The sequence below is a fragment of the Enterobacter sp. 5-4 genome (assembly GCF_000612205.1).
Classification (GTDB): domain Bacteria; phylum Pseudomonadota; class Gammaproteobacteria; order Enterobacterales; family Enterobacteriaceae; genus Enterobacter; species Enterobacter roggenkampii.
The window spans coordinates 290,066-313,696 of sequence record NZ_JFHW01000009.1; the positions used below are offsets into that span (position 1 = coordinate 290,066).

The 23,631-nt window shown below is 51.7% G+C and carries 26 protein-coding genes and 2 pseudogenes; 14 read left to right on the forward strand and 14 right to left on the reverse strand.

Annotated elements, in window-relative coordinates:
• The first annotated feature begins 42 nt into the window (after positions 1–42).
• Positions 43–1,326, forward strand: a complete 1,284-nt coding sequence (locus tag AA74_RS0105815) for a YeaH/YhbH family protein (protein WP_023292702.1) — start codon at positions 43–45, stop codon at positions 1,324–1,326.
• 99 nt (positions 1,327–1,425) lie between these two features.
• Complete coding sequence (locus AA74_RS0105820) at positions 1,426–1,926, forward strand: YbaK/prolyl-tRNA synthetase associated domain-containing protein (RefSeq protein ID WP_008500735.1); 501 nt, start codon at positions 1,426–1,428, stop codon at positions 1,924–1,926.
• A 20-nt stretch (positions 1,927–1,946) separates the two neighbouring features.
• Here the strand turns inward: AA74_RS0105820 and yoaI are convergent, their stop codons facing one another.
• Positions 1,947–2,051, reverse strand: a complete 105-nt coding sequence (gene yoaI, locus AA74_RS1000000123360; protein ID WP_010430055.1) for a small membrane protein YoaI — start codon at positions 2,049–2,051, stop codon at positions 1,947–1,949.
• A gap of 144 nt (positions 2,052–2,195) precedes the next feature.
• Between yoaI and AA74_RS0105830 the strand changes: the two genes are divergently transcribed.
• Complete coding sequence (locus AA74_RS0105830) at positions 2,196–2,642, forward strand: DUF441 domain-containing protein (RefSeq protein ID WP_023332736.1); 447 nt, start codon at positions 2,196–2,198, stop codon at positions 2,640–2,642.
• Here AA74_RS0105830 and AA74_RS0105835 read toward each other — a convergent pair.
• Complete coding sequence (locus tag AA74_RS0105835) at positions 2,626–3,417, reverse strand: helix-turn-helix domain-containing protein (protein ID WP_008500738.1); 792 nt, start codon at positions 3,415–3,417, stop codon at positions 2,626–2,628. The genes AA74_RS0105830 and AA74_RS0105835 overlap by 17 nt on opposite strands.
• A gap of 99 nt (positions 3,418–3,516) precedes the next feature.
• Here AA74_RS0105835 and AA74_RS0105840 point away from each other — a divergent pair, with 99 nt between their 5' ends.
• Positions 3,517–4,704: a CynX/NimT family MFS transporter gene (locus tag AA74_RS0105840; RefSeq protein ID WP_021241045.1), complete on the forward strand. Its 1,188-nt coding sequence runs from the start codon at positions 3,517–3,519 to the stop codon at positions 4,702–4,704.
• Positions 4,705–4,735: 31 nt separating this feature from the next.
• On the opposite strand, the gene AA74_RS0105845 is transcribed toward AA74_RS0105840, so the two are convergent.
• The gene (locus tag AA74_RS0105845) at positions 4,736–5,443 is read right to left on the reverse strand and encodes a CTP synthase (RefSeq protein ID WP_025911734.1); all 708 of its coding nucleotides are present in this window, start codon (positions 5,441–5,443) and stop codon (positions 4,736–4,738) included.
• Positions 5,444–5,544: 101 nt separating this feature from the next.
• Here AA74_RS0105845 and AA74_RS0105850 point away from each other — a divergent pair, with 101 nt between their 5' ends.
• The gene (locus AA74_RS0105850; protein ID WP_025911736.1) at positions 5,545–5,889 is read left to right on the forward strand and encodes a DUF488 domain-containing protein; all 345 of its coding nucleotides are present in this window, start codon (positions 5,545–5,547) and stop codon (positions 5,887–5,889) included.
• Here AA74_RS0105850 and AA74_RS0105855 read toward each other — a convergent pair whose 3' ends face one another.
• Positions 5,890–6,195, reverse strand: a complete 306-nt coding sequence (locus AA74_RS0105855) for a hypothetical protein (RefSeq protein WP_008500742.1) — start codon at positions 6,193–6,195, stop codon at positions 5,890–5,892. It abuts the gene before it with no gap.
• A gap of 80 nt (positions 6,196–6,275) precedes the next feature.
• Positions 6,276–6,530 (reverse strand): DUF333 domain-containing protein, encoded by a 255-nt coding sequence (locus tag AA74_RS0105860; protein ID WP_008500743.1) that lies wholly within the window; start codon positions 6,528–6,530, stop codon positions 6,276–6,278.
• 309 nt (positions 6,531–6,839) lie between these two features.
• On the opposite strand from AA74_RS0105860, the gene AA74_RS0105865 reads away from it, so the two are divergent.
• Together AA74_RS0105865 and AA74_RS1000000123365 are read left to right on the forward strand one after the other, a co-directional pair.
• Positions 6,840–7,868 carry a sensor domain-containing diguanylate cyclase gene (locus AA74_RS0105865; protein ID WP_025911739.1) on the forward strand — a complete coding sequence of 343 codons (1,029 nt, stop codon included), beginning with the start codon at positions 6,840–6,842 and terminating at the stop codon, positions 7,866–7,868.
• A 45-nt stretch (positions 7,869–7,913) separates the two neighbouring features.
• Positions 7,914–8,012, forward strand: coding sequence for a YoaK family small membrane protein (locus AA74_RS1000000123365; RefSeq protein ID WP_014883431.1), 99 nt, complete (start codon positions 7,914–7,916; stop codon positions 8,010–8,012).
• Positions 8,013–8,142: 130 nt separating this feature from the next.
• On the opposite strand, the gene AA74_RS0105875 is transcribed toward AA74_RS1000000123365, so the two are convergent.
• The 3 genes from AA74_RS0105875 to AA74_RS0105885 all read right to left on the reverse strand — a co-directional run bounded on the left by AA74_RS0105875 (position 8,143) and on the right by AA74_RS0105885 (position 11,849).
• On the reverse strand, positions 8,143–8,391 hold the full coding sequence (locus AA74_RS0105875) for a GlsB/YeaQ/YmgE family stress response membrane protein (protein WP_008500746.1): 249 nt from the start codon (positions 8,389–8,391) through the stop codon (positions 8,143–8,145).
• Positions 8,392–8,675: 284 nt separating this feature from the next.
• Positions 8,676–10,160 (reverse strand): sensor domain-containing diguanylate cyclase, encoded by a 1,485-nt coding sequence (locus AA74_RS0105880; protein ID WP_371258233.1) that lies wholly within the window; start codon positions 10,158–10,160, stop codon positions 8,676–8,678.
• Positions 10,161–10,328: 168 nt separating this feature from the next.
• Positions 10,329–11,849: an EAL domain-containing protein gene (locus tag AA74_RS0105885; protein WP_084832416.1), complete on the reverse strand. Its 1,521-nt coding sequence runs from the start codon at positions 11,847–11,849 to the stop codon at positions 10,329–10,331.
• A gap of 235 nt (positions 11,850–12,084) precedes the next feature.
• Here AA74_RS0105885 and AA74_RS0105890 point away from each other — a divergent pair, with 235 nt between their 5' ends.
• The gene (locus AA74_RS0105890) at positions 12,085–13,584 is read left to right on the forward strand and encodes a cyclic diguanylate phosphodiesterase (RefSeq protein ID WP_025911746.1); all 1,500 of its coding nucleotides are present in this window, start codon (positions 12,085–12,087) and stop codon (positions 13,582–13,584) included.
• A 290-nt stretch (positions 13,585–13,874) separates the two neighbouring features.
• Here the strand turns inward: AA74_RS0105890 and AA74_RS0105900 are convergent, their stop codons facing one another.
• From AA74_RS0105900 to AA74_RS0105910, 4 genes and pseudogenes are all read right to left on the reverse strand, one after another.
• On the reverse strand, positions 13,875–14,120 hold the full coding sequence (locus AA74_RS0105900; RefSeq protein WP_025911748.1) for a DUF2543 family protein: 246 nt from the start codon (positions 14,118–14,120) through the stop codon (positions 13,875–13,877).
• A gap of 74 nt (positions 14,121–14,194) precedes the next feature.
• Complete coding sequence (locus AA74_RS0105905; RefSeq protein ID WP_008500751.1) at positions 14,195–14,542, reverse strand: DUF1304 domain-containing protein; 348 nt, start codon at positions 14,540–14,542, stop codon at positions 14,195–14,197.
• Positions 14,543–14,628: 86 nt separating this feature from the next.
• Positions 14,629–14,706: pseudogene (locus AA74_RS1000000123785) on the reverse strand (hypothetical protein); the annotation flags it as partial.
• A 108-nt stretch (positions 14,707–14,814) separates the two neighbouring features.
• A complete protein-coding gene (locus AA74_RS0105910) occupies positions 14,815–16,038 on the reverse strand; it encodes an ATP-binding protein (protein ID WP_025911749.1) in 1,224 nt (407 codons plus the stop codon).
• Between the two features lie 394 nt (positions 16,039–16,432).
• Between AA74_RS0105910 and AA74_RS1000000123655 the strand changes: the two are divergent.
• Positions 16,433–16,936 (forward strand): annotated as a pseudogene (locus AA74_RS1000000123655) (integrase); the annotation flags it as partial.
• Positions 16,937–16,938: 2 nt separating this feature from the next.
• On the opposite strand, the gene AA74_RS0105915 reads toward AA74_RS1000000123655, so the two are convergent.
• Both AA74_RS0105915 and icd read right to left on the reverse strand, forming a co-directional pair.
• Positions 16,939–17,769, reverse strand: a complete 831-nt coding sequence (locus AA74_RS0105915) for a putative phage abortive infection protein (protein WP_025911752.1) — start codon at positions 17,767–17,769, stop codon at positions 16,939–16,941.
• Between the two features lie 122 nt (positions 17,770–17,891).
• A complete protein-coding gene (icd, locus tag AA74_RS0105920) occupies positions 17,892–19,142 on the reverse strand; it encodes an NADP-dependent isocitrate dehydrogenase (protein WP_008500752.1) in 1,251 nt (416 codons plus the stop codon).
• Positions 19,143–19,259: 117 nt separating this feature from the next.
• Between icd and rluE the strand changes: the two genes are divergently transcribed.
• From rluE to purB, 5 genes are read left to right on the forward strand one after another with little or no spacing between them, the layout of a single operon-like run.
• Complete coding sequence (gene rluE, locus AA74_RS0105925; RefSeq protein WP_025911754.1) at positions 19,260–19,913, forward strand: 23S rRNA pseudouridine(2457) synthase RluE; 654 nt, start codon at positions 19,260–19,262, stop codon at positions 19,911–19,913.
• 9 nt (positions 19,914–19,922) lie between these two features.
• Complete coding sequence (locus AA74_RS0105930; RefSeq protein WP_025911756.1) at positions 19,923–20,396, forward strand: NUDIX hydrolase; 474 nt, start codon at positions 19,923–19,925, stop codon at positions 20,394–20,396.
• Positions 20,397–20,436: 40 nt separating this feature from the next.
• Positions 20,437–21,549 carry a tRNA 2-thiouridine(34) synthase MnmA gene (gene mnmA, locus AA74_RS0105935; RefSeq protein WP_025911759.1) on the forward strand — a complete coding sequence of 371 codons (1,113 nt, stop codon included), beginning with the start codon at positions 20,437–20,439 and terminating at the stop codon, positions 21,547–21,549.
• Between the two features lie 28 nt (positions 21,550–21,577).
• Positions 21,578–22,207 carry a high frequency lysogenization protein HflD gene (gene hflD, locus AA74_RS0105940; protein WP_008500756.1) on the forward strand — a complete coding sequence of 210 codons (630 nt, stop codon included), beginning with the start codon at positions 21,578–21,580 and terminating at the stop codon, positions 22,205–22,207.
• A 19-nt stretch (positions 22,208–22,226) separates the two neighbouring features.
• Complete coding sequence (gene purB, locus AA74_RS0105945; protein ID WP_008500757.1) at positions 22,227–23,597, forward strand: adenylosuccinate lyase; 1,371 nt, start codon at positions 22,227–22,229, stop codon at positions 23,595–23,597.
• Positions 23,598–23,631 lie beyond the last annotated feature (34 nt).

The following is a 23,631-nucleotide window of genomic DNA, read 5'->3' on the forward strand; positions in this document are numbered from 1 at the left end:
GGCCTACAAAATGCAAGTTGGCAAATGCAGTACGGGGGGTATATGACCTGGTTTATTGACCGGCGTCTTAACGGCAAAAACAAGAGCACGGTGAACCGCCAGCGCTTCTTGCGTCGTTATAAAGCGCAAATTAAACAGTCTATCTCCGAGGCCATCAACAAACGCTCGGTGACCGACGTCGACAGCGGCGAGTCTGTCTCCATCCCCACCGATGACATCAGCGAACCGATGTTTCATCAGGGGCGAGGCGGCCTGCGCCATCGCGTACACCCAGGTAATGATCACTTCGTTCAGAACGACAGAATTGAGCGCCCTCAGGGCGGCGGCGGTGGTTCAGGAAGCGGTCAGGGACAGGCCAGCCAGGACGGTGAAGGTCAGGACGAATTTGTCTTCCAGATCTCAAAAGATGAATATCTCGACCTGCTGTTCGAAGACCTGGCGCTGCCGAATCTGAAAAAGAATCAGCATCGTCAGCTTAATGAATATAAAACCCACCGCGCGGGCTATACCGCCAACGGCGTGCCCGCCAACATCAGCGTCGTGCGTTCGTTGCAGAACTCGCTGGCGCGACGCACGGCCATGACGGCAGGCAAACGTCGCGAACTGCGCGAGCTGGAGAGCAGCCTGAAGGTGGTGGAAAATACGGAACCGGCGCAACTGCTGGAAGAGGAGCGCCTGCGTAAAGAGATTGCAGAGCTGAGGGCGAAGATCGAACGGGTCCCGTTTATCGACACCTTCGACCTGCGCTACAAGAACTACGAGAAACGCCCTGAGCCCTCCAGCCAGGCGGTGATGTTCTGTCTGATGGACGTGTCCGGCTCGATGGATCAGGCCACCAAAGATATGGCGAAGCGTTTTTATATCCTGCTCTATCTGTTCCTGAGCAGAACCTATAAGAATGTCGAGGTGGTCTATATCCGTCACCACACCCAGGCAAAAGAAGTGGATGAACATGAGTTCTTCTACTCGCAGGAAACCGGGGGCACCATCGTCTCGAGCGCGCTGAAGCTGATGGATGAAGTGGTCAAAGAGCGCTACGACCCGGCACAGTGGAACATTTATGCCGCGCAGGCGTCGGATGGCGATAACTGGGCCGACGACTCGCCGCTGTGTCACGAGATTCTGGCGAAGAAAATTCTGCCGGTCGTGCGTTACTACAGCTATATCGAAATCACCCGTCGTGCGCACCAGACCCTGTGGCGGGAGTATGAGCATCTGCAGTCGATGTTCGATAATTTTGCCATGCAGCATATCCGTGACCAGGATGACATTTATCCGGTGTTCAGGGAGCTGTTCCACAAGCAGTCTGCTACCAGCAACGCATAATCCCACAGCCAGCGAACCCGCTGGCTGTTTTCTTTCGACCCCGTTCATCCCGTGCTAATGTAGACCCCTGCATACTGGATTATCACCGGGAAAATCGTTATGACTGACGACGTTATTGGCACAGGAACCCACCAGCAGCTCATTACCTTACTCACCGAGCAGGGCGCGCGTTTTCGCGTCATGGAGCACGAGGCGGTCGGGAAATGTGAAGCGGTAAGTGAAATTCGCGGAACCGACCTGCGGCAAGGCGCCAAAGCCCTGGTCTGCAAGGTGAAGGGAAACGGCGTAAAGAAACATGTTCTGGCGATCCTCGCCGCCGACCTGCAGGCTGACCTGAGCCAGCTTGCCAGCCATTTTGGCGGACTAAAGGCCTCCCTCGCCAGCCCGGCCGAAGTCGATGCCCTGACCGCCTGCGTTTTCGGCGCTATCCCGCCCTTTAGCTTCCATCCTGACCTGGCGCTGGTTGCCGACCCGCTGCTTTTCGAGCGCTTTGACGAAATCGCATTTAACGCCGGCCTGCTGGAGAAATCCGTGATTATGGATACCCAGGATTACCTGCGCATCGCCCGTCCTGAGCTTGTCACCTTCCATAAAGCGTAACTGCAACGGCTGACGCCCTGTCAGCCTTTTCGTTCCAGGAACAGCACGGAGGCAACGAGAATAACGGCAATAGCGAAAAACGATGAGGAGATAATCAGCGTTTCCACAAACATGTGATCGTTCATGATGGCGACCCTTTTGCGATATCTGCTTTCGTTTTAATCCGCGTAAATGACAAGGTTATGACAACGATAAAATCTTTTTAACACTGTTCTCTACCGCGTTTGCGCGTACAGTAAACAGGACCATTATTCTGGCAAGGATTCCCTATGTTTGACCCTACTCTGCTCATTCTTCTGGCACTCGCCGCGCTCGGCTTTATCAGCCATAACACCACTGTCGCCATCTCGATTCTGGTGCTGATTATTGTGCGCGTGACCCCGTTAAATACCTTTTTCCCGTGGATAGAAAAACAAGGCCTCACCATCGGGATCATCATCTTAACCATCGGGGTAATGGCGCCCATCGCCAGCGGCACGCTTCCCGCCTCAACGCTGCTGCATTCGTTTGTAAACTGGAAATCGCTGGTGGCGATCGCGGTGGGGGTTTTTGTGTCATGGCTGGGCGGACGCGGCGTCACGCTGATGAGCAGCCAGCCCTCGCTGGTGGCGGGCCTGCTGGTGGGCACCGTGCTGGGCGTGGCGCTCTTTCGCGGCGTGCCGGTCGGCCCGCTGATTGCGGCAGGCCTTGTCTCGCTGTTTATTGGGAAGTCGTAGTCAGGCTGGCCATATAACGCGCCGGCGTCTGGCCCAGTCCCTTCCTGAACATGGTGATAAACGCGGTGGTCGAGTCATAGCCCAGTGACTGGGCCACCTGCTGCACCGATTTGCCGCTTATTAAATGCTGTAACGCCACAATCAGCTGCAGCTGGTGACGCCAGCGGCGGAAGCTCAGACCGGTCTCCTTCACTACCAGCCGCGCCAGGTTGCGCTCGCTCATGGCGAAGTGGCTCGCCCACTGCGCCAGCGTCTGCCAGGCGGCGGGCTCTTCCGCCATCTTCTCGCTCATCAGCCTGATTTTGGGATGGGGTGACACGGGCAGCTGCAGATGCTCCTGTCGCTGGAGCGGCAGCTCGTCAAACAGGACGTCCACCAGACGCGAGGTGGCCGCGAGCTGCAGCTGTTCACGTGATTTTTCCGCGAGCGATAAAATCAGCTCCCGCACCAGGGGGGAGATTTTCAGGGTACAGCAGCGCTCGGGCAGGCTGGCAGCCCCCGGCTCAATGAACAAAAAGCAGAGCTGCGCGCCCGGCGTGGCCCTGTTACTGTGCGGCATCTGTCCAGGGATCCAGACGGCATACTGGGGCGGCACCATCAGCATGGCATTTTCCACTTCACAGGTGATTGCGCCGCCGAGGGCCAGAATCAGCTGCCCCTTACGGTGGTGATGAAGCGGAATATATTGTTCCTCCGCCACTACCTGAATGCGAAATGCGACGGCCGCATCGTACTGGCTATCTGGATCGTAGCCTTCCAGTCCCAGACCAATCATCAGTTTGTCCGATATGAGCGATAAACTGTCATTTTAGCCTGATTTCAACCGCTGAGAAAATCGGTATTGTGTGCGCTCGCTTGAACGTATGAGAACATAATGACTACTGCTATTCGCACCTCAGGAAAACACGGCGCGCTGTTGATTGCAGGCATCCTGATGATTGCCACCACGCTTCGCGTCACCTTTACTGGCGCAGCGCCGCTGCTCGATACCATTCGTCTTGATTATGGCTTAAGCACGGCGCAAACCGGTCTGCTGACCACCCTGCCCCTGCTGGCTTTCGCCCTTGTCTCGCCGCTCGCCGCAGGCGTTGCCCGGCGTATCGGCATGGAGCGCAGTCTGTTTATCGCCCTGCTGCTCATTTGCGCCGGGATTGCCGTTCGCTCGCTGCCTTCCGCCGCTTTGCTTTTCATCGGAACGGCGATCGTCGGCTGCGGTATTGCGCTCGGGAACGTGCTGTTACCGGGATTAATTAAGCGTGATTTTCCGGGGCAGGTGGCGAAGCTCACCGGCGCCTATTCCCTGACGATGGGCGTCTCGGCGGCGTTTGGCTCAGCAATGATCGTTCCCCTTGCACAGGGGAGCGCGGGCTGGCATGGCGCGCTGCTGATGCTGATGGCGTTTCCGCTGGTCGCGCTGCTGCTCTGGCTGCCGCAGTGGCGTCAGAAACACGTCGCAACGGTAACGGGCGCAGGCGCGCTGCAAAACCGCGCGCTCTGGCGCTCGGCCCTCGCCTGGCAGGTGACGCTCTTTTTAGGAATTAACTCGCTGATCTACTACGTCATCATCGGCTGGCTGCCGGCGATATTGCTGAGCCACGGCTACAGCGAAGCGCAGGCCGGTTCGGTGCACGGTCTGTTGCAGCTGGCCACGGCCGTGCCGGGACTCGCCGTTCCGCTGATCCTCCACCGCCTGAAAGATCAGCGAGCGATCGCAGGCTTAGTGGCCCTGATGTGCGCGATAAGCGCGGCAGGATTATGGTTTATGCCCGGAATGGCGGTGATGTGGACGCTGATGTTTGGCTTTGGCACAGGGGCAACAATGATCCTCGGCCTGACGTTCATCGGCCTGCGCGCCAGCTCTGCGCACCAGGCGGCGGCGCTCTCCGGAATGGCACAGTCGATTGGCTACCTGCTTGCCGCCTGCGGCCCGCCGCTGATGGGGAAAATTCACGATACCGCAGGAGACTGGCAAATCCCGCTTCTGGGCTGTGCGCTGGCCGCTGTGATAATGGCTATCTGCGGTGTGTTAGCCGGGCGAGACCGGGAGATCGCGCCCCGTTAAATCCTTAGGCAGACCACCGGGTCTGCCTTTTTTACCCGCGCGCTGCGCGCAGCATCGCCTGCACCAGCACGACCGGGCGTCCTTCCAGCGCGGCACGTTCATGCTGGAATAAGGTGATCACGAAGAACGGGTGCGTCACCAGCTCCGCGGCACGAATTTCACCCCGATCGTCCCAGCCCGTTACATGCATATCACCGCTTTCCAGCGCCTGCGCAAACGCCGGCGACACGCCATAGTTACAGTGATACCCCTCTTCAATTTCGGGCTTGCCGTACGCTTTGGCGATCAGCGTATTATTGCGCAGCTCAATGGCATCCGTTTTTTCCACCAGCGAGCAGGTCAGCGGCGCAATCACCATGGTGCCTTCGGTATCCGTCTCAGCGTGTGCCGCATCAGCCCAGCCCAGCACGTTTCGGGCATACTCAATCAGCGCATGCTGGAACCCGCCGCAGGTGCCCAGGAACGGGATGCCGTTCTCACGGGCGTAGCGCGAGGCAATAAAAGCGGCCGCCGTGTTTTTATAGGGGCTGGCAGGAACCAGCCAGATGGCATCGTAGCCCACCAGATCTTCAGCGCTTGTTAGCTCCGTCGTGGCCAGCCAGTCGTAATCGGCGGTGAGGTCAAGCACTGCAGCGGCGTCGTCAATGGCCAGCGGGATAGCCTGATGCGCAATAACATTGGGATTGTAATCGCCAACCAGCGCAATGCGCAGCGTTGTTTTAACCGGGAGGTGTTCCATGAAAGGTTCCTTATGCCAGAGTATTATCAGATAACATAAGGAACCTCAGACTACCGATCTTTTGCAATTATCACAATACCTTAAATTGGGAGGGTGGAATCATGATTCAGTGCAAACGGGTATACGAACAGGCAAGCCCTGACGACGGCTATCGGGTACTGGTGGACAGGCTGTGGCCGCGCGGGCTGAAGAAAACGGATCTCGCGTATGACGAATGGTGTAAAGCGCTCACGCCTTCGAATGAATTACGCAAGGCTTTTCACAGCGACACGATTGATTTCACCGCCTTCAGTCAGGCCTATCGGGAAGAGCTGGCGCAGCAGGCTGACGAGGGCGCGCGTCTGGCGACGCTGGCGCGCAGGCAGACCGTCACCCTGCTCTTTGCTGCCAAAAACACGGAGCAAAATCACGCTCTGGTCTTAGCCGACTGGCTGCGCCATCTGTGATCAGCCGATCGTCAGTTCATCCAGAATTTGCGGCGCTTCATCCGGGGTGAGCGGCATCAGATGTTCGGCGCGGACAAACGCAAAGCCATGCTGATTGTCAAAGGCGTAGACGTCACCCGTCACCAGCCAAAGCGCGCGATCTGCGGTGACCGGTAATTGCGTCATCACGCCGTTGACGGGGTTAACAAAACGCAGGCCAGGCTGGCAAAGGCCAAACAGCTCAACGGATTTACCAATATTGCGACGGCCTGACGCCGTGCGGGCGCCAACGATCATCGCCATGCTGCCCGGTTTTAGCTGAAACATACTTCTCTCACGATAACGAACGCCAGGAACTGGCTAAGAATAATCTTAAAGAGAAGTGTATCGCAGGCAATATTACTTTGTCACCTGGCGGGTTGCGGATGGTCGCGACGATAGAGCGTCCATTCATCAATCACTTCGCCGCCCGGTAATTTGCACTCGGTACGCACGCCCTGCGGGCTTTGAACCGGGACCTGTTCCCCGCCTTTCTCCAGACAGTAGACGGAAGCTGGGTTCGCCATACCGATAACGTGCGGCGGTTTCGGTGCATCAGGTGGCGTGGTTTTGGCGGTGCAGGCGGCCAGGGGAAGCGCCAGCGCCAGAAGCAGAAATCTCATCTCATTGATCCTTTTGACGTCATCAGAGTCTAAGGGTAACGGGTCATCGCCACGTTCTCCATGATTTCTCCATTTTAACTGCACTTTTCAGCACTATAGTGTGGCATGTTCTCGATATGACCAGAGAACATCATTCCGTAATCAAGATGTCTTTGCCCCGGTCTCAACAACGGGGCTTTTTTTCTCGCCTGCTGCCCGCCCCCTGCATATATTAAATTTTCTGTATTCATGTTTTACTATGTCTGAAGCCTAAAAATTCAGCATAACATGCAGATGCAGACGTCTTCTGCCAGGGAGTCATTCTACGTCATGTCGGATCTTATCCTCGCTCGCGTTTCAGAAACCCTTGCCACCGAGCAATCCCTTGAAAGCCTCGTTCGCCAGCTGCTGGAGATGCTGGAGATTGTCACCGACATGGAGTCGACCTACCTGACGAAGGTGGATATCGAAGCGCGGCTGCAGCACATTCTCTACGCCCGCAACAGCAAGCAGATGACGATCCCGGAGGGGCTGAGCGTCCCATGGGATGAGACGCTGTGCAAGCGCGCGCTGGATAGTGACACGATATTCAGCAATGACGTGCCCGAGCGTTGGCCCGAGTGTGAAGCAGCGAAAGCACTTGGCATTACCACCTACATGAGTATTCCTGTCCATCTTGCGGATGGTTCACTTTACGGAACGCTCTGCGCCACCAGCACGGCCAGAAAGCCGCTGAGCGAGCGCGCAGAACAGGTGCTGAAGCTCTTCGCCGGGCTGATTGCCCAGTCCATTCAGAAAGAGTCGCTGGTGACCCAGCTTCGCGAAGCCAATGCGGCCCTCATCGCGCACTCCTATACGGATGCCCTTACCGGTTTACCCAACCGTCGCGCCATTTTTGAAGATCTGACCACCCTCTTTTCTCTGGCCCGGCACCTGAAGCGTAACGCCATCATCGCGTTTATCGATCTGGATGATTTCAAGCTGATTAACGATCGTTACGGCCACGAGGCTGGCGACCAGTTCCTGATAGAAGTGGGCAAGCGTTTGACCGAAGAGAAACAGCAGGACGATATTATCGGTCGTCTGGGCGGGGATGAATTTCTGGTGGCGTCGCTAAGCCAGCCCCACCAGGACGGGGATAACGCGCAGCTTACGCTGCTCAAAACGCGCCTCAGCGCCTGCATCGCTGGCGAATACTGGCTGGGCAGCGTTCATATTATTTATCCGGGCGCCAGCTTCGGCGTGATCGAAGTGGACCCTGCCGCAACCGATCCTGACAGCGCGTTACGCGCTGCGGATGTCGCGATGTATCAGGATAAGAAAGGAAAAAGCAAATCACGCTTTCTCACTATGGATTAACCCCGTACACTCTACGGCGTTACAGAAACCGAAACAGGTGATGGTATGAGAATAGGGATCCTCTTCCCGGTCGTTATATTTATAACGGCGGTGGTATTTTTAGCGTGGTTTTTTGTCGGCGGTTACGCGGCGCCGGGGGCATAAATGCGGAAGACAACCGTCATTATGCTGATCGTTGCCATCGCGGCGTTTGCCGGCACGCAGCTTGGCTGGTGGTAAACGCCAGTACGTAAAAAGGCCGCCATCTGGCAGCCTTTTTCAACGCTTTCAGACCTTAGCTTTTGATCTTTCTGTAGATAAACAGAACAACCAGCGCACCGATCACCGCGACGGCGAAACTGCCGAAGTTAAAGCCATCGACCTTGCCAAAACCGAACAGCGTACTGATCCAGCCGCCGACTACCGCGCCGACAATACCCAGTATTACGGTGACGATAAACCCACCGCCATCTTTGCCCGGCATGATCCACTTCGCCAGAATACCCGCAATAAGCCCAAAGATAATCCAGGATAAAATTCCCATAACTTTCCTCTCTGTATGGTTTTTGTCATTAAATCAACGACACAAAAAAGGATAGCACAGGATTCCAGAAAGGAAATTTGTGATAAGCATCACAATGAGAGAGTGGGGAATTATTCATCAAAAAAATGTACGGGCCACAGAAACTGTGGGGTTGCATCTTTTGTTGAGAAAGATTATCTTTCTCAACACTGAATAGTTGAGAGAAACACTCAAGTATTCAGTACGACATTGCTCACATTGCTTCCAGTATTTCTTGCCCACTCCTGAGTGGGCTTTTTTTTTGCTCATACCCCAACAAACGCGTACCGGTTACGTCCCGCGCGTTTCGCCTGATAGAGCGCTTGGTCTGCGGCAATAATGATATTTTGCTGGCTGCCTGCAATGTCGACGGCACGGGCGGTGGAAATTCCGACGCTTACCGTCACCCGGCCGAAGGGGCTAAAGGCATGCGCGATTTGCAGCGAGAACACATTGCGAATAATCGTCTGGGCCAGACGAAGTGCCTCCTGAATATCCGTATCCGGCAATATCAGCGCAAACTCCTCTCCGCCGTAGCGCGCCACAAGCTGATTATCACGGGTAAGGCTCTCCCTGAGGCTGTTTCCGAGCATTGCCAGACACCGGTCCCCTTCAGGATGACCATAGTTATCGTTGTATTTTTTGAAGTAGTCCACGTCCACGATCAGTACCGAAATCGGCGCGTCATGCGCGGCGCACGTAGCAATTTCCGAGAGGATTTTTTCATCAAAGACGCGGCGGTTGTACAGCCCGGTCAACGCATATTCTGAAGCGATAATCTTCAGCGCTTTGTTATCCCGTGTTTTTCGGGACAGGTCGGAATACAGGAAGTACGACGCCACGATGAGTATCGCCGTAAACACGAAAATGAGTACCGCCAGCTGAATCGCCTGCTTGCGCCAGGGTGCAAGAGCTTCATCAATGCTGACGGCCACTGTGGTGACCAGTCCGTAGCGTCGGTTTTTCTCATAGGCATAGATGCGCTCGATTTTATCAAACCGTGAGATGGAGCTGGCTATCCCCGTATTTTGTACTTTGAGATATTTCCTGAAGAGCGGTGAATCAGAAACAATCGTGCCGATATAGGTATTTTTAAAGGGATAACGGACCAGCAGCACGCCTGATTGCGTCGTTAAGCCGATGACGCCCGAGTGACCGATATTAATCTGCCCGTAGAGTGCCAGAAAATTTTCAATACCGAGCGTCACCACCACGACACCGTTAAATGCTCCGGACTGAGTTTCAAGGCGCCGACTGAGGGTGATAACCCATTTGCCATTGGTTCTGCTTACCACCGGCTCCCCAATAAAGACCTGCTGAGTTTTATTTTCCTTGTGATAGATAAAAAACTCTCTGTCCGAGCCTTTGCGTGGCCCCGTGAAACTTTCATGCAGCGCGGTGAAGATATCGCCCTGAGCATCGTAAACAACCACATTATTAATCTGGGTAAGAAGGTTATCCTGATTATGGATCATGTGCTGAATATTGGTCGCCTGCTGCGGGGTCATGCCATAAATTTCGATTATGTCGGAAACGGTAGTAATTAACATTTCACTCTGGCGCATGATCCCTTCAGTATAAACATCCAGGGTGTGGCTAAGATTAGCGACGCTGGTATTAATTTGCTGGATTGACTGCTGTCTGGACGTGGCAATTTGGACGGCAAGCGCCAGCGAGATGATCAATGAGACAATGATGACGGTAATGGTTGTTGTGTAAAAAGTATTTTTCACATGCACGAGCTTTTCCACCTTATCACGCCTGATATCCCTGGCTGACAACTCTTGTCACTGTAACAAAGCTCAGGATAAGAGGAAAATGAATTGCACTTAAGCATACAACAGAAGCTCGTCTTTATTTTGTGTTTCACCGCCAGGCAACCCGCTCTATTCCTGATTTTTTTTACAGCGCCTGACGTTTTACAGCATTACGGCCTCCCTGGGCTTAGATAAAATGACTTTAATAAAATCGATATAGGAGACGGGTTTACCAAAATAATACCCCTGCAGCAGGGTAATTTCATTACGGTTGAGATACTCCAGCTGCTCTTTCGTTTCTACACCTTCGGCCACGATACGCAATGAGAGTTTTTTCGCCAGGTCAATAACGCAGTCCAGCAGGATCGTTGAGTCCTTCTCCTCAGAAACCCGGTTAACAAAGCTTTTATCAATTTTAATATAATCTATGGCAAGCGCATTAAGACATGACAGCCCGGAATACCCCGTCCCAAAATCATCCAGTGCAATGACAAAACCGGCGTTATGCAGCGCGTTGAGGTTTTCCACCAGATGAGGATTATCGATCAACGGTTCACGCTCGGTCACCTCGAGAACCAGCTTCACGGCTTTACCCTGAAACCCCTTGCCGAAGAGACGACAGTCACCGAGGAAAGAAGGGGCATCAATGTGTCTGGCGCTGATGTTCACTCCGATATGGAACCCATCCGGTAGCTTCGGCAACAGCGGCTTAAGCTGTGTGACCACTTTCGCCATCAAGCCTTTGGTCAGCGGAATAATCAACCCGCTACGTTCAGCAATCGGAATAAAGACATCCGGCGGGATAAACCCAGACTTTGGATGCTTCCACCTTGCCAGGACTTCAACCCCGTATAACCCGCCGGTGTCCCCGTTCACGATCGGCTGATAATAAGGCACGATCTCTCCCTGCAAAATGGCCTTACGCAAATCGTCTTCAAAGGTGGTGCTTTTTCCCTTGTATCGGCGGATCAAAATGCCCACCGCCAGGGATAGCGCGAGAATCAGCAGTATCAGGCTCCAGCCCTGGTGCAGTAGCCGCGTCAGGCTAAAAAAGGCAGGCGGTTGCCAGGCCAGACTAAAGGGGAATTGCGAAGATGCCGTAAGTGAACCCGTCCACGAGGCCGCTTTCCAGCCGGTCACGTCACCGTTGCGCGTAAACATGCTTTCGCCGACAACCAACCCCAGGTCAACGCTGTTTGATGCATTCGCGATGACGTCCTGCAAATGCGCATCGCTGACGCTGACGATGATGCGCCCGCCTGCGATGGGCATCTGGAAGACAAGTACCGGAATGCCGTTCACCAGTCGATTACCGGGGAGCAGCATTAATTCTTTTTCAGGTAGCGTCTCCGGATGAACAATCAATACGCCATTCCCCGGAAGGGATGTACAGATGATTTCCCCCTGCTGCTGGATCATGATGGCGCGCAGATGCGGTTTTAGCGCAGCTTCTGTCCCCAGCGCCAGCTGCCCGCTGCTGGTACACCCCTGCTCCGCAACGCGCTTCGCCGTGCTGGCCGCACTGACGGCTTCCGACAAAATGCTTTCTATTTTCTGGGTGCTTACCGTGGCGGTATGAACGTTATTCATTTTCGCCATCTGCCATAACTGCCAGTTAATAATCAGTATGCCGATCAGAAAAAGAAACAGGGCACTGAGAATAGGGATCATCACGTTGCGCACGATGTTTTCCTTAATAGAAAAAACAAGCATGGATGTTCTGGTAGAAGAGCCTGTGCTAACCCAGTATTGCTTATAACAATGAAAATAGCTTAGCTGAGAATTATCTTAAAAAACTGATGCTTTCGTATGAGTTCACCCGCCCGAATTTGCTCACCCGGCGTGACTATCAGGCTTGTGCCTTGCCCAGGCTGTGTTAAGATTTATGAATTCAGGGAGCGGACAGGATAACCGGAAAATGAAAAAGCGTATTGCCGTTGCGATCGTTTCAACGCTTCTGGTCATCCTGTCTCTTTATGCGGTCAATGCGGTTATCCTTGGTCAGCAAAAAACCAAACAGCTTGAAATATCCCGGACCCTTTTACATTATTCCGAAGACCTGTCCCAAAACGTGGCGCTGGGCCTTAAAAGCATAACGACGCAGGGGTGTGATAAAACCAGCCTAGATAGCTACAGACAAATAAAGCTTAACAACCTCTATTTCGGCGATATCGGTTTTATTGAAAAAGGAAAAATTATCTGTACCGCTTTTTGGGGTAAACTCGCGACGCCCGTTCCACTTCCTGCGGAACTGCATAAAACGCCAAGAGGTTTTCTCCTCGCGCAGTTTTCAAGAAAAGACTTTTTCACGGGCAATGCGGCCATTTATAATAATATTATTATCTTCACCTCCCGCTATGCTTACGATAAATTCACCCCGGTGACCGCAAGCTATTCTCTGAGTGCCACCACAAAGGACTTTGGCCGGATCTTTTTTTCGGCTGCCCCCGACCTGCGAGCGCGGAGCTGGCTGCACTCCACGTTGTTCACCCTGACCATTACACAGTGCAGCGCCGTGTGGGATTTATGCGTGATTGTAAAACATCACGATGCGGGACTGGCCTCGTTACCCCCGTTTATCTTGACGTTTCTCGCGATCATTCTCTACTTTATCTGGGTCGCGATAACGTTATTTGTCTTCCGTATCCATGAAGATCGTTTTTCGCTGGAACGTACGCTAATCAAAGCCGTGATAACAAATACCTTCAGCGTTAACTATCAGCCCATTATTCGCATTCGCGATCAAAAAATCGTGGGCGTGGAAGTTCTGTCGCGATGGCGCGATCAAAAACACGGAGACGTCTCGCCAGAGCTGTTTATCCCATTAATTAAGAAAATCGGGCTGTATAAAAGATATTATGGCAATGTTATCGGTAAATCGCTCTCAGAAATTGCCCCGCTGGCGATTAAGCATCAGCTGATCGTTTCAATCAACGTTGGGCGGAAAGAAATTGAAGACGGACAGTTTATTAACATTTTGCGTCGCGAGTGCTTAGTCAACAACCTTCCCCTTTCCCTGATGAAGGTCGAGCTTTCTGAGAAAGCCGTTTCCACGGCGGATATCCTTGAGGGATTCTGCCAGGAACTAAAATCGCTTGGCGTTAAAATTTCAATCGATGATTTCGGCGTGCAAAATTCAAATCTGGCGCGGCTGTCGCAGCTTGAATATGATGAAATCAAAATTGACAAATCGCTGGTGGATGGCATCAGCGAAGATTATAAGCAAAACATCTTTGTTATCTTCAGCGATGCCCTCGCGAAGTTGAATAAAACCCTTGTGTTCGAGGGCGTGGAAAATGAAACTCAGTATCGCTTTATTGCGAACAGATATCCCGACGCGCTGATCCAGGGATGGTATTTTTCAAAAGCACTCACCCGGAGCGAGCTGGCGAAGCGACTCACCGGCGTCGCCCCCTAACATGAAGCCTGTCCTGCTCGTTTTTTTACACTCGGACGTTTCCATTTTTTCCGCCAAAACATATAGTCGTCATATTCAGACGGTAGATTACCCTGAAGCACACTCTTATTTTGGTTAAAAACGTGAAATTATCCTTAGTTTTTCCAGCAGTACTCTTTTTTCTGATCGTTATTTTCGCGCTGCTTGTCGATAAACCCGCTTCGCCTATTCTGCGGAAAAAATGCATGTGGTCCGATAGCGTGATGCTGAGCTGTATCGCAAAGCATCACCATAACGGTTTTTGAGGCAGGCTATTCATTTCCCCACTGATTGAGGAAGTTCGCAACATCATCAATGCGACCCGCACGGATCCCGGCTTCTGTGGCCATCTCCTGCTGGGCTTCCTCGCTGATCTCCTCATTATTCGCTAAGCGGGTAAGCAGCAGCTGGAAATAGTGTGCCAGCGCGTCGCGCTCTGATTCCGCGACTTGCTCTGCAGCCTCCGTCGCGTACTCATCGGCAATATCATAATATTTCAGGGGGATATCGTTGTGCATAACAGTCTCGTCTCTGGTCAATAAAGGTAACGTCACGAGTATATCGGACGCATTATCTCAACCAAAGCATTGCTTCAGATGAGTAACGCAAGCAGCGCAGCGAGCGCGGGAATGGCCTGCACGTACAAAATTTTACGGCTGGCGGTGGCTGCGCCAAAAAGCCCGGCGATCAGCACGCAGGTCAGGAAGAAGATGGCCACCTGAATCCCGTTTTCGCCGAGCCAGAGGCTCCACAGCAGGCCCGCCGCCAGGAACCCGTTATACAGCCCCTGATTCGCCGCCAGCACGCGGGTGTCGCGTGCAAAATCAGGACGCAGATTAAAGGCCTTGTGCCCTGTTTTGGTATTCCACAGGAACATTTCCAGCACAAGAATGTAGAGATGAATAAGTGCAACGACAGTGATAAGGACAGTGGCTAACATCGGGTTGTCTCCCGCGGGCAGAGGCAAAAAAAACGGGAACCCTCAGGCCCCCGCTCTTGTTTAACCCAGAATCTGGATTACATGTTCGCGATAATCGCGCCTTCCATACCTTTAACGATCAGGTCTGCGGCTTCGAACCATTCCATATAACGTAGCAGTATTTCATTAAATCAATCCTGATGCATTGATTTTTCAGTAGAATAATCCATAATTGACGGATTCATCACACATTTTTGACAAAAAGATAGTCTATTGATTAATAATATTGTTATTTATGGCACAGCATTGTGACACATTAATATATAGCTTGGCATACGGGGATCTGTAATTTTATAAACCCCTCTCCTTACAAGTTGAAGGATTTCTCCACGCTCAGGTTTTATAAGCTTACCTGTGTAGTTATTCATACTGCCATATGTTAAATCAATATTATGGTCAACTGAAATTTGTTCAATCCAGCTTTTTACACTAAATTGATCATTATTGAATTTTGCGGCAGATAAGAGGATTTTAGGATACATATCTGTTCTAGAAGAAGTGACAGCTAAATCATAACAACGTTTCAACTGACCTTCCGTGTTTTTCACCGCAACAATCAAAGCTTGTTCAAATACAGTTCTATCAATTATTTTTTGTGATTTCCTAATCGCTTCCTCTGCACTTTCCTTACATAGCAAATGTGTAAAATACGGGAAACCACTGCTTATTTCAATAATGGATTTTTTAATTTCAGGTGCAAACGTCAGACCTAAACCGCTCTCGCCGCTCTCAATTATTTCCGCTAAATATTTGTCTTCAACACGAGGCAGTTTAATTTCATGCATGCACCGGATGACCGATTGGTGCCCGGCAATTAGAGCTGCGCCATCGGAGCCAATTCCTACTATTAGGACTTTAAATGGACTACCTGCGTCACTTAATTGTTTAACAAATTCAGCAACCTCATGCTTAACATCATCCTTTACAACATCAAATTCATCAATAAGTAGAACTGATTCCAAATGATGTAAAACTGAGGCTGCTTTGTTGGCAGTGAGTTCTTCCTTTTCTATTGTAATCTTTTCTTCTCGAGAACCTTCAAGACTAAATATATCTAGAAGCTTTGCCCTTGCTCCATATTTTTTAGTAGTTTCAACTTTATCATGCTTGTAAGCTTCATCTATAAAAATAGCAGCTTTTTCAATAATATCTTTGAATGAAGTGGTTTTAATACATCTATACTGGAAAACAATCTCTGGTAAAATTTCATGCTCTTTACCACCTTCAAGAGTTGATAACGCAAGTGAGCTCTTGCCAATTCCACGATCTCCGTAAATCATACAATGCCGACCGGGAGTCGTTAACGCACCTAATATCTTTTGAATCTCTTCATCACGACCTCTAAGATTTGAAGGAGAGGACACTGGTTTTGAAGGGGTGTAAAAAGCATCAACTCTATGGCTTTTTTCTTTCTCTTCTTTGAAAGCTTTAAAGACATCCATTTTTTCTGCTCGCATAAGAAATCATCCTCTTTAATAATAACATCTTATGGCTGGCAATTGGAACTAGAAAAAAACAAACCTACTATAAAAAGCAGGCCACATCCTAATTTTTAAAAAGTTCTTAAAAAAAGCCATAGATATCACCACCTAACCATTTTCTTGCTTAATTTGCAACTTAAATCTATTAGTATCTTTGCCAAACTCTTCTCATAATGGAGCGAAACAGCTTTATATAGCCAAGCTCAACCACGAGTCAGCATGGCAGCGCCAGGTGATCATAGTCCAGCTAGTTTTTTTTTATTCAGCTCGCATGCCATCTCTAATTTACTCTCGCGATAGCAGTAACGATCATCTACCACACTGTAAAGAGCGCGATAATCATAGTTAGCAAGAACCATAGCGATCACGCCATCAGTATGTGGGTAATAAAATGCTATTGGCGCTCGTTGCTGGTCAGCGACTCGGTAAAATTTCGATTATGAATTTCAACGATATTTGAGATGGCATTCTTCATGTCGTTCAGGAGAAAAAAGGGAACAAGCTTGTGATTTTACTTTATCTGAGACTACACGCGATTGACTGGAGTTTTTTATATGTTGTTGCGAGTTGTCTCGGCTATGAAGTGAGTCCGTATCTTACCCACTTCTTCCAAGCTACCTCAATTTCAGAACGAGGGGCATAGGTAATGTCGAACACAATAATAATAAATTTCAGTAAGGCACGTAATAAAGAAGACATAAATTGGCGAGATGGTACACCAGCTACTTTCCATGAACAATGATCTTTAGCAGAACATCTTTATGAAACTTAAGGTATCGAAACCTAAAAATTGCTGGGGCATAGTTCTACCCAGCAAACCCCCAGATACCATGATGATATAGGCAAAGAATGCATAAAAATTAATAATAACTAGCCTTAAGAATCAAGATGTTTGGGGTGATACTTAAGCGCATCATAATTTTCTCCCCATGCCTTCTTATCAAAGAATGCGACATGTTTTTTATTTATAAGTTTCTCGGCTGGTAGATTGTCCAGGATCGCATACGAATTCATATACGTTTCAAACTTCCTACCATGAACAAAATTGGCATTATAAAAAAGCATTAACAATTCGTAATTAGATAGTTGAGCGCGTAAAATATTAGCATATTTTTTCTTATTAGCACTATTCAAATCAGACTCATGGATTATCTTGAACATATTATAGATATATCTATAATAATGAGAAAGGTTTTGAGCTCTGTTTCTGAAATAAAAACGATACTCATTAGACATTCGCAAAGAGGCTTTTTTTATTTCAGATTCATCACTAGAGTCGTAATCTAATAACATTCCATTTTTTTGTCTAACCTCTTTTTTGAATCTTCTAAAAAAATAAAGAAAAACATGACGCCCCTCAGCCAAAGTTCTTCCTGAGGAACCTTCAACTCTCATATCTTTAATTAGCGTTTGTAATATACTCAACATATTAAAGAAGGAATTTTCGAAATCCCTGATTTTTTCCGCTTCCTCCCTCTTACTAGAATCATCTTCTATTTTTTTTGTTGCATCCATCTGCAGTTTAATCGTCCATAAAACGCCACAAAAACCCATAGCAGAAAAGATTGAGGTAAAGGCGCCCCAAGAATCACCAAAAACTCCTCGCTGGTTCGCATCCATACCTTCAAATGGCCAAACGTCGTGCGATATTGCGTAACCATAGCCGATTCCAAAAACTGCGCTAATCAGCATTAAAAGACGAATCATTTCCTAAGCTATCCCTGTTCGTTTTGTTAAACCATTTTGAGAAAATTTTGATAACGATTCAAAAACTAGTAATAAAAACGGGAACCATCAGGCCCCCGCTCTTGTTTAACCCAGAATCTGGATTACATGTTCGCGATAATCGCGTCGCCAAACTCTGAACATTTCAGCAGCTTAGCGCCTTCCATCAGACGTTCGAAGTCATAGGTGACGGTTTTCGCGTTGATTGCGCCTTCCATACCTTTAACGATCAGGTCTGCGGCTTCGAACCATTCCATATGACGCAGCATCATCTCTGCGGACAGGATGATAGAGCCCGGGTTCACTTTGTCCTGGCCTGCGTATTTTGGTGCAGTACCGTGGGTTGCTTCGAACAGGGCGCACTCGTCACCGATGTTCGCGCCAGGGGCGATACCGATACCGCCAACCTGAGCTGCCAGGGCGTCAGAGATGTAGTCACCGTTCAGGTTCATACAGGCAATCACGTCGTATTCCGCAGGACGCAGCAGGATCTGCTGCAGGAACGCATCGGCGATCACATCTTTAATGATGATCTCTTTGCCGGTGTTCGGGTTTTTGATCTTCTGCCATGGGCCGCCGTCGATCAGCTCACCGCCGAACTCTTCTTTCGCCAACTGGTAGCCCCAGTCTTTGAACGCGCCTTCGGTGAACTTCATGATGTTGCCTTTGTGAACCAGGGTCACAGAGTCTCGGTCGTTGGTGATCGCATATTCGATGGCCGCGCGCACCAGACGCTTGGTCCCTTCTTCGGAGCACGGCTTAATGCCGATACCGCAATGCTCAGGGAAGCGAATTTTCTTCACGCCCATCTCTTCGCGCAGGAATTTAATCACTTTCTCTGCATCAGCAGAGTCCGCTTTCCATTCGATACCCGCGTAGATGTCTTCTGAGTTTTCGCGGAAGATGACCATGTCGGTCAGTTCTGGGTGCTTAACCGGGCTTGGGGTGCCCTGATAGTAACGAACCGGACGCAGACAGACGTACAGGTCCAGCTCCTGACGCAGTGCCACGTTCAGGGAACGGATACCGCCGCCAACTGGCGTCGTCAGTGGGCCTTTGATAGCAACGCGGTAGTCGCGGATCAGGTCCAGCGTTTCGGCTGGCAGCCAGACGTCCTGGCCATAAACTTGCGTCGATTTCTCACCGGTGTAAATTTCCATCCAGGAAATTTTACGCTCGCCTTTGTAGGCTTTCTCAACAGCGGCATCAACCACTTTCAGCATTGCCGGGGTAACGTCTACACCGATACCATCACCTTCGATGAATGGAATGATCGGATTGTGAGGAACGTTAATCTTGCCGTTTTGCAGGGTGATCTTTTTACCTTCCGCCGGAACAACTACTTTGCTTTCCATTAACCTCTCCTTCGAGCGCTTCTGGTTGTTACTGATCTTATGTTAATAAATTGTAATGAGCCCTTCGATAGTACCTGATTGTCCGACGCCATGAAAGGTCTTCGTTATTAGGCTATAATGCGGCAATTGATAACGCCTGAAAATACCATGAAGAAAACTTCTTTTACAAAACACCGGGTTGAGCGATTCAGCTCGCGACAAGCCGCCAGACGACCGCAAGAAACCCAGCCAAAGCGGGTGATTCTGTTCAATAAACCCTACGATGTTTTGCCGCAGTTCACCGACGAAGCCGGGCGCAGCACGCTTAAGGACTACATCCCGGTTCAGGGGGTCTACGCGGCCGGGCGTCTGGACCGCGACAGCGAAGGCCTGCTGGTCTTGACCAACGATGGCGCCTTACAGGCGAAGCTCACACAGCCGGGGAAACGCACCGGCAAAATTTACTTCGTCCAGGTAGAAGGCGAGCCGGATGACGAGACGCTGGAAAAATTGCGCAAAGGCGTCGCGCTAAACGACGGTCCCACCCTGCCGGCAGGTATTGAACGCGTGAATGAACCGGAGTGGCTGTGGCCGCGTAACCCACCTATCCGCGAACGCAAATCGATTCCGACAAGCTGGCTCAAAATCACCCTTTATGAAGGCCGCAACCGCCAGGTTCGGCGCATGACCGCACACGTCGGCTTCCCCACCCTGCGCCTGATTCGTTACGCCATGGGCAACTACACCCTGGAAACGCTGGCAAACGGTGAATGGCGGGACGTTACCTCTTAAGGAGTCACTATGTTTAAACCTCATGTCACGGTAGCCTGCGTGGTCCACGCCCGGGGGAAATTCCTTGTTGTCGAAGAGAGCATTAACGGCAAAGCGCTGTGGAACCAGCCTGCCGGGCACCTTGAAGCCAATGAGACCCTCCTGCAGGCGGCAAAACGCGAGCTGTGGGAAGAGACCGGTATTCACGCCGAGCCCCAGCACTTCATCCGTATGCACCAGTGGATTGCGCCCGACCACACGCCGTTCCTGCGTTTTTTATTTGCCGTTGAGCTTAGCGAAACGTGCGCCACTGAACCGCAGGATAACGATATCGACCGCTGCCTGTGGGTCACCGCCGACGAGATCCTGAACGCGCCAAACCTGCGCTCGCCGCTGGTTGCGGAAAGCATCCGCTGCTGGCAGTCAGGCGCACGCCTGCCGCTGGATGTCATCGGCGCATTTAACTGGCCGTTTACAGAGGGTGCCAATGGTGGGGGGGCGTGATAGAATACGCCGCCTTGAAGTTCAATGTCGTGAGTATTCCATGTCAGATAACAGCCAGAAAAAAGTGATCGTCGGCATGTCCGGCGGTGTCGATTCCTCCGTTTCCGCCTACCTGTTACAGCAACAGGGCTATAAGGTGGAGGGCCTGTTCATGAAGAACTGGGAGGAAGATGACGGCGAGGAATACTGCACTGCCGCAGCGGATCTCGCTGATGCGCAGGCCGTGTGCGATAAGCTCGGCATTGAACTGCACACCGTTAACTTTGCCGCAGAATACTGGGACAACGTTTTTGAACTCTTCCTCGAAGAGTACAAAGCGGGCCGTACGCCGAACCCGGATATTCTGTGCAACAAAGAGATCAAATTTAAGGCCTTCCTGGAATTCGCCGCGGAAGATCTGGGCGCAGACTACATTGCGACCGGTCACTACGTGCGTCGCGCTGACGTGAATGGCAAAAGCCAGCTGCTGCGCGGTCTGGACGGCAACAAAGATCAAAGCTACTTCCTCTATACGCTGAGCCACGAGCAAATCGCCCAGAGCCTGTTCCCGGTTGGCGAGCTGGAAAAGCCTCAGGTGCGTAAAATCGCCGAAGAGCTGGACCTGATCACTGCGAAGAAAAAAGACTCTACGGGTATCTGCTTCATCGGCGAGCGCAAATTCCGCGATTTCCTCGGACGTTACCTGCCCGCACAGCCGGGTAAAATTGTCACCGTCGACGGGGAAGAGATTGGCCAGCATCAGGGGCTGATGTACCACACCTTAGGCCAGCGTAAAGGCCTGGGTATCGGCGGGACGAAAGAAGGTAGCGAAGATCCGTGGTACGTGGTCGACAAAGACGTCGAAAACAATGTTCTGGTTGTTGCTCAGGGCCATGACCATCCGCGTCTGATGTCCGTTGGCCTGATCGCGCAGCAGCTGCACTGGGTCGATCGTGAGCCGCTGAAGGGCACGCTGCGCTGCACGGTGAAAACACGCTACCGTCAGACCGATATTCCTTGCACCGTTACCGCGCTTGATGACGACCGTATTGACGTGCGCTTCGACGAGCCGGTCGCCGCCGTCACCCCGGGTCAGTCCGCTGTCTTCTACAGCGGCGAAATCTGCCTGGGCGGCGGGATCATTGAACAGCGCCTGCCGCTGCCCGCTGTTTAACAGCGTTTGCACACATAAAGGAGACCGTGTGGCGAAGAACTACTATGACATCACCCTGGCGCTGGCGGGAATTTGCCAGTCAGCCCGTCTGGTGCAACAGCTGGCGCATCAGGGTCATTGCGACGCTGATGCCCTGCACGTTTCACTCAATAGCGTTATCGACCTCAACCCCGGTTCGACCCTGGGCGTGTTCGGTGGCAGTGAAACCAATCTTCGTCTCGGTCTTGAAACCCTGCTTGGCGTGCTTAACGCCAGCAGCCGTCAGGGGTTAAACGCAGAGCTGACCCGCTACACGTTGAGCCTGATGGTGCTGGAGCGTAAGCTGAGCGCAGCAAAAGGCGCGCTTAATACCCTGGGCGATCGCATTGCCGGGTTACAGCGTCAGCTTGACCATTTTGACCTGCAGTCCGACACGCTGCTGAGCGCCATGGCCGGCATTTATGTTGACGTCATCAGCCCGCTGGGCCCACGGATTCAGGTCACCGGCTCCCCTGCCGTGCTGCAAAGCCCGCAGGTACAGGCAAAAGTACGCGCCTCCCTGCTGGCAGGGATCCGTGCCGCCGTGCTGTGGCACCAGGTTGGCGGTGGCCGCCTGCAGCTAATGTTTTCTCGTAATCGCCTGACCACTCAGGCAAAACAAATTCTTGCTCATTGTTAACCTCCCGGAGTTGCGAATTATGGAATTATCCTCACTGACCGCCGTATCCCCTGTCGACGGACGCTACGGCGATAAAGTCAGCGCGCTGCGCGGGATCTTCAGCGAATATGGTTTGCTGAAGTTCCGTGTTCAGGTTGAAGTACGCTGGCTGCAAAAGCTGGCCGCCCAGGCAGCAATCAAGGAAGTTCCTGCTTTTGACGAAAAGGCAAACGATTACCTTGATAAAATCGTTGCCGAGTTTAGCGAACAAGACGCCGCGCGCATTAAAACCATTGAGCGCACCACCAACCACGACGTGAAGGCGGTTGAGTACTTCCTGAAGGAGAAAGTGGAAAGCGTTCCTGCGCTGCACGCCGTGTCTGAGTTCATTCACTTCGCCTGTACGTCTGAAGACATCAACAACCTCTCTCATGCGCTGATGCTCTCCACCGCGCGCAAAGAGGTGGTGCTGCCTTACTGGCGTAAAATCATCGACGCGGTGAAAGCGCTGTCCGTGGAATACCGCGACATTCCGCTGCTCTCCCGTACCCACGGCCAGCCAGCCACCCCATCCACGATGGGTAAAGAGATGGCGAACGTCGCGTACCGTATGGAGCGCCAGTACCGTCAGCTGGAACAGGTTGAAATTCTGGGCAAAATCAACGGCGCGGTCGGTAACTATAACGCCCACATCGCCGCGTATCCGGAAGTGGACTGGCACCAGTTCAGCGAAGAGTTCGTGACCTCGCTGGGCATTCAGTGGAACCCGTACACCACCCAGATTGAGCCGCACGACTATATTGCGGAGCTGTTTGACTGCATCGCGCGCTTCAACACCATCCTGATCGACTTCGATCGTGACGTGTGGGGCTACATCGCCCTGAACCACTTCAAGCAGAAAACCATCGCCGGTGAAATCGGCTCTTCCACCATGCCGCACAAAGTGAACCCGATCGACTTCGAAAACTCCGAAGGTAACCTGGGTCTGGCGAACGCCGTGCTGCAGCATATGGCGAGCAAACTGCCGGTATCCCGCTGGCAGCGCGACCTGACCGACTCCACCGTACTGCGTAACCTGGGCGTGGGCATCGGCTACGCGCTGATCGCGTACCAGTCCACGCTGAAAGGCGTGAGCAAGCTGGAAGTGAACCGCGATCGTCTGCTGGACGAACTGGATCACAACTGGGAAGTGCTGGCGGAGCCGATTCAGACCGTGATGCGTCGTTACGGCATCGAAAAACCGTACGAGAAGCTGAAAGAGCTGACCCGCGGCAAACGCGTTGATGCCGAAGGTATGAAGCAGTTTATCGACGGCCTGGCGCTGCCGGAAGAAGAGAAAACCCGCCTGAAGGCGATGACTCCGGCGAACTACATTGGCCGCGCCATCACCATGGTTGACGAGCTGAAATAATCCCTTCTCCCCCCTTTCCGCCCGGAAAGGGGGT

Excerpts from the sequence above, each read along its gene's own strand:
- rluE (WP_025911754.1), top strand. The coding sequence starts at position 19,260 with ATGCGGCAATTGATAACGCCTGAAAATACCATGAAGAAAACTTCTTTT.
- purB (WP_008500757.1), top strand. The coding sequence starts at position 22,227 with ATGGAATTATCCTCACTGACCGCCGTATCCCCTGTCGACGGACGCTAC.
- AA74_RS0105830 (WP_023332736.1), top strand. The coding sequence starts at position 2,196 with ATGTTTGACCCTACTCTGCTCATTCTTCTGGCACTCGCCGCGCTCGGC.
- AA74_RS0105915 (WP_025911752.1), bottom strand. The coding sequence starts at position 17,769 with ATGATTCGTCTTTTAATGCTGATTAGCGCAGTTTTTGGAATCGGCTAT.
- icd (WP_008500752.1), bottom strand. The coding sequence starts at position 19,142 with ATGGAAAGCAAAGTAGTTGTTCCGGCGGAAGGTAAAAAGATCACCCTG.
- AA74_RS0105905 (WP_008500751.1), bottom strand. The coding sequence starts at position 14,542 with ATGTTAGCCACTGTCCTTATCACTGTCGTTGCACTTATTCATCTCTAC.
- AA74_RS0105890 (WP_025911746.1), top strand. The coding sequence starts at position 12,085 with ATGAAAAAGCGTATTGCCGTTGCGATCGTTTCAACGCTTCTGGTCATC.
- AA74_RS0105900 (WP_025911748.1), bottom strand. The coding sequence starts at position 14,120 with ATGCACAACGATATCCCCCTGAAATATTATGATATTGCCGATGAGTAC.
- AA74_RS0105850 (WP_025911736.1), top strand. The coding sequence starts at position 5,545 with ATGATTCAGTGCAAACGGGTATACGAACAGGCAAGCCCTGACGACGGC.
- mnmA (WP_025911759.1), top strand. The coding sequence starts at position 20,437 with ATGTCAGATAACAGCCAGAAAAAAGTGATCGTCGGCATGTCCGGCGGT.
- yoaI (WP_010430055.1), bottom strand. The coding sequence starts at position 2,051 with ATGAACGATCACATGTTTGTGGAAACGCTGATTATCTCCTCATCGTTT.
- AA74_RS0105840 (WP_021241045.1), top strand. The coding sequence starts at position 3,517 with ATGACTACTGCTATTCGCACCTCAGGAAAACACGGCGCGCTGTTGATT.
- AA74_RS0105875 (WP_008500746.1), bottom strand. The coding sequence starts at position 8,391 with ATGGGAATTTTATCCTGGATTATCTTTGGGCTTATTGCGGGTATTCTG.
- AA74_RS0105860 (WP_008500743.1), bottom strand. The coding sequence starts at position 6,530 with ATGAGATTTCTGCTTCTGGCGCTGGCGCTTCCCCTGGCCGCCTGCACC.
- AA74_RS0105865 (WP_025911739.1), top strand. The coding sequence starts at position 6,840 with ATGTCGGATCTTATCCTCGCTCGCGTTTCAGAAACCCTTGCCACCGAG.
- AA74_RS0105910 (WP_025911749.1), bottom strand. The coding sequence starts at position 16,038 with ATGCGAGCAGAAAAAATGGATGTCTTTAAAGCTTTCAAAGAAGAGAAA.
- AA74_RS0105820 (WP_008500735.1), top strand. The coding sequence starts at position 1,426 with ATGACTGACGACGTTATTGGCACAGGAACCCACCAGCAGCTCATTACC.
- AA74_RS0105815 (WP_023292702.1), top strand. The coding sequence starts at position 43 with ATGACCTGGTTTATTGACCGGCGTCTTAACGGCAAAAACAAGAGCACG.
- AA74_RS0105835 (WP_008500738.1), bottom strand. The coding sequence starts at position 3,417 with ATGATTGGTCTGGGACTGGAAGGCTACGATCCAGATAGCCAGTACGAT.
- AA74_RS0105930 (WP_025911756.1), top strand. The coding sequence starts at position 19,923 with ATGTTTAAACCTCATGTCACGGTAGCCTGCGTGGTCCACGCCCGGGGG.
- AA74_RS1000000123365 (WP_014883431.1), top strand. The coding sequence starts at position 7,914 with ATGAGAATAGGGATCCTCTTCCCGGTCGTTATATTTATAACGGCGGTG.
- AA74_RS0105845 (WP_025911734.1), bottom strand. The coding sequence starts at position 5,443 with ATGGAACACCTCCCGGTTAAAACAACGCTGCGCATTGCGCTGGTTGGC.
- AA74_RS0105855 (WP_008500742.1), bottom strand. The coding sequence starts at position 6,195 with ATGTTTCAGCTAAAACCGGGCAGCATGGCGATGATCGTTGGCGCCCGC.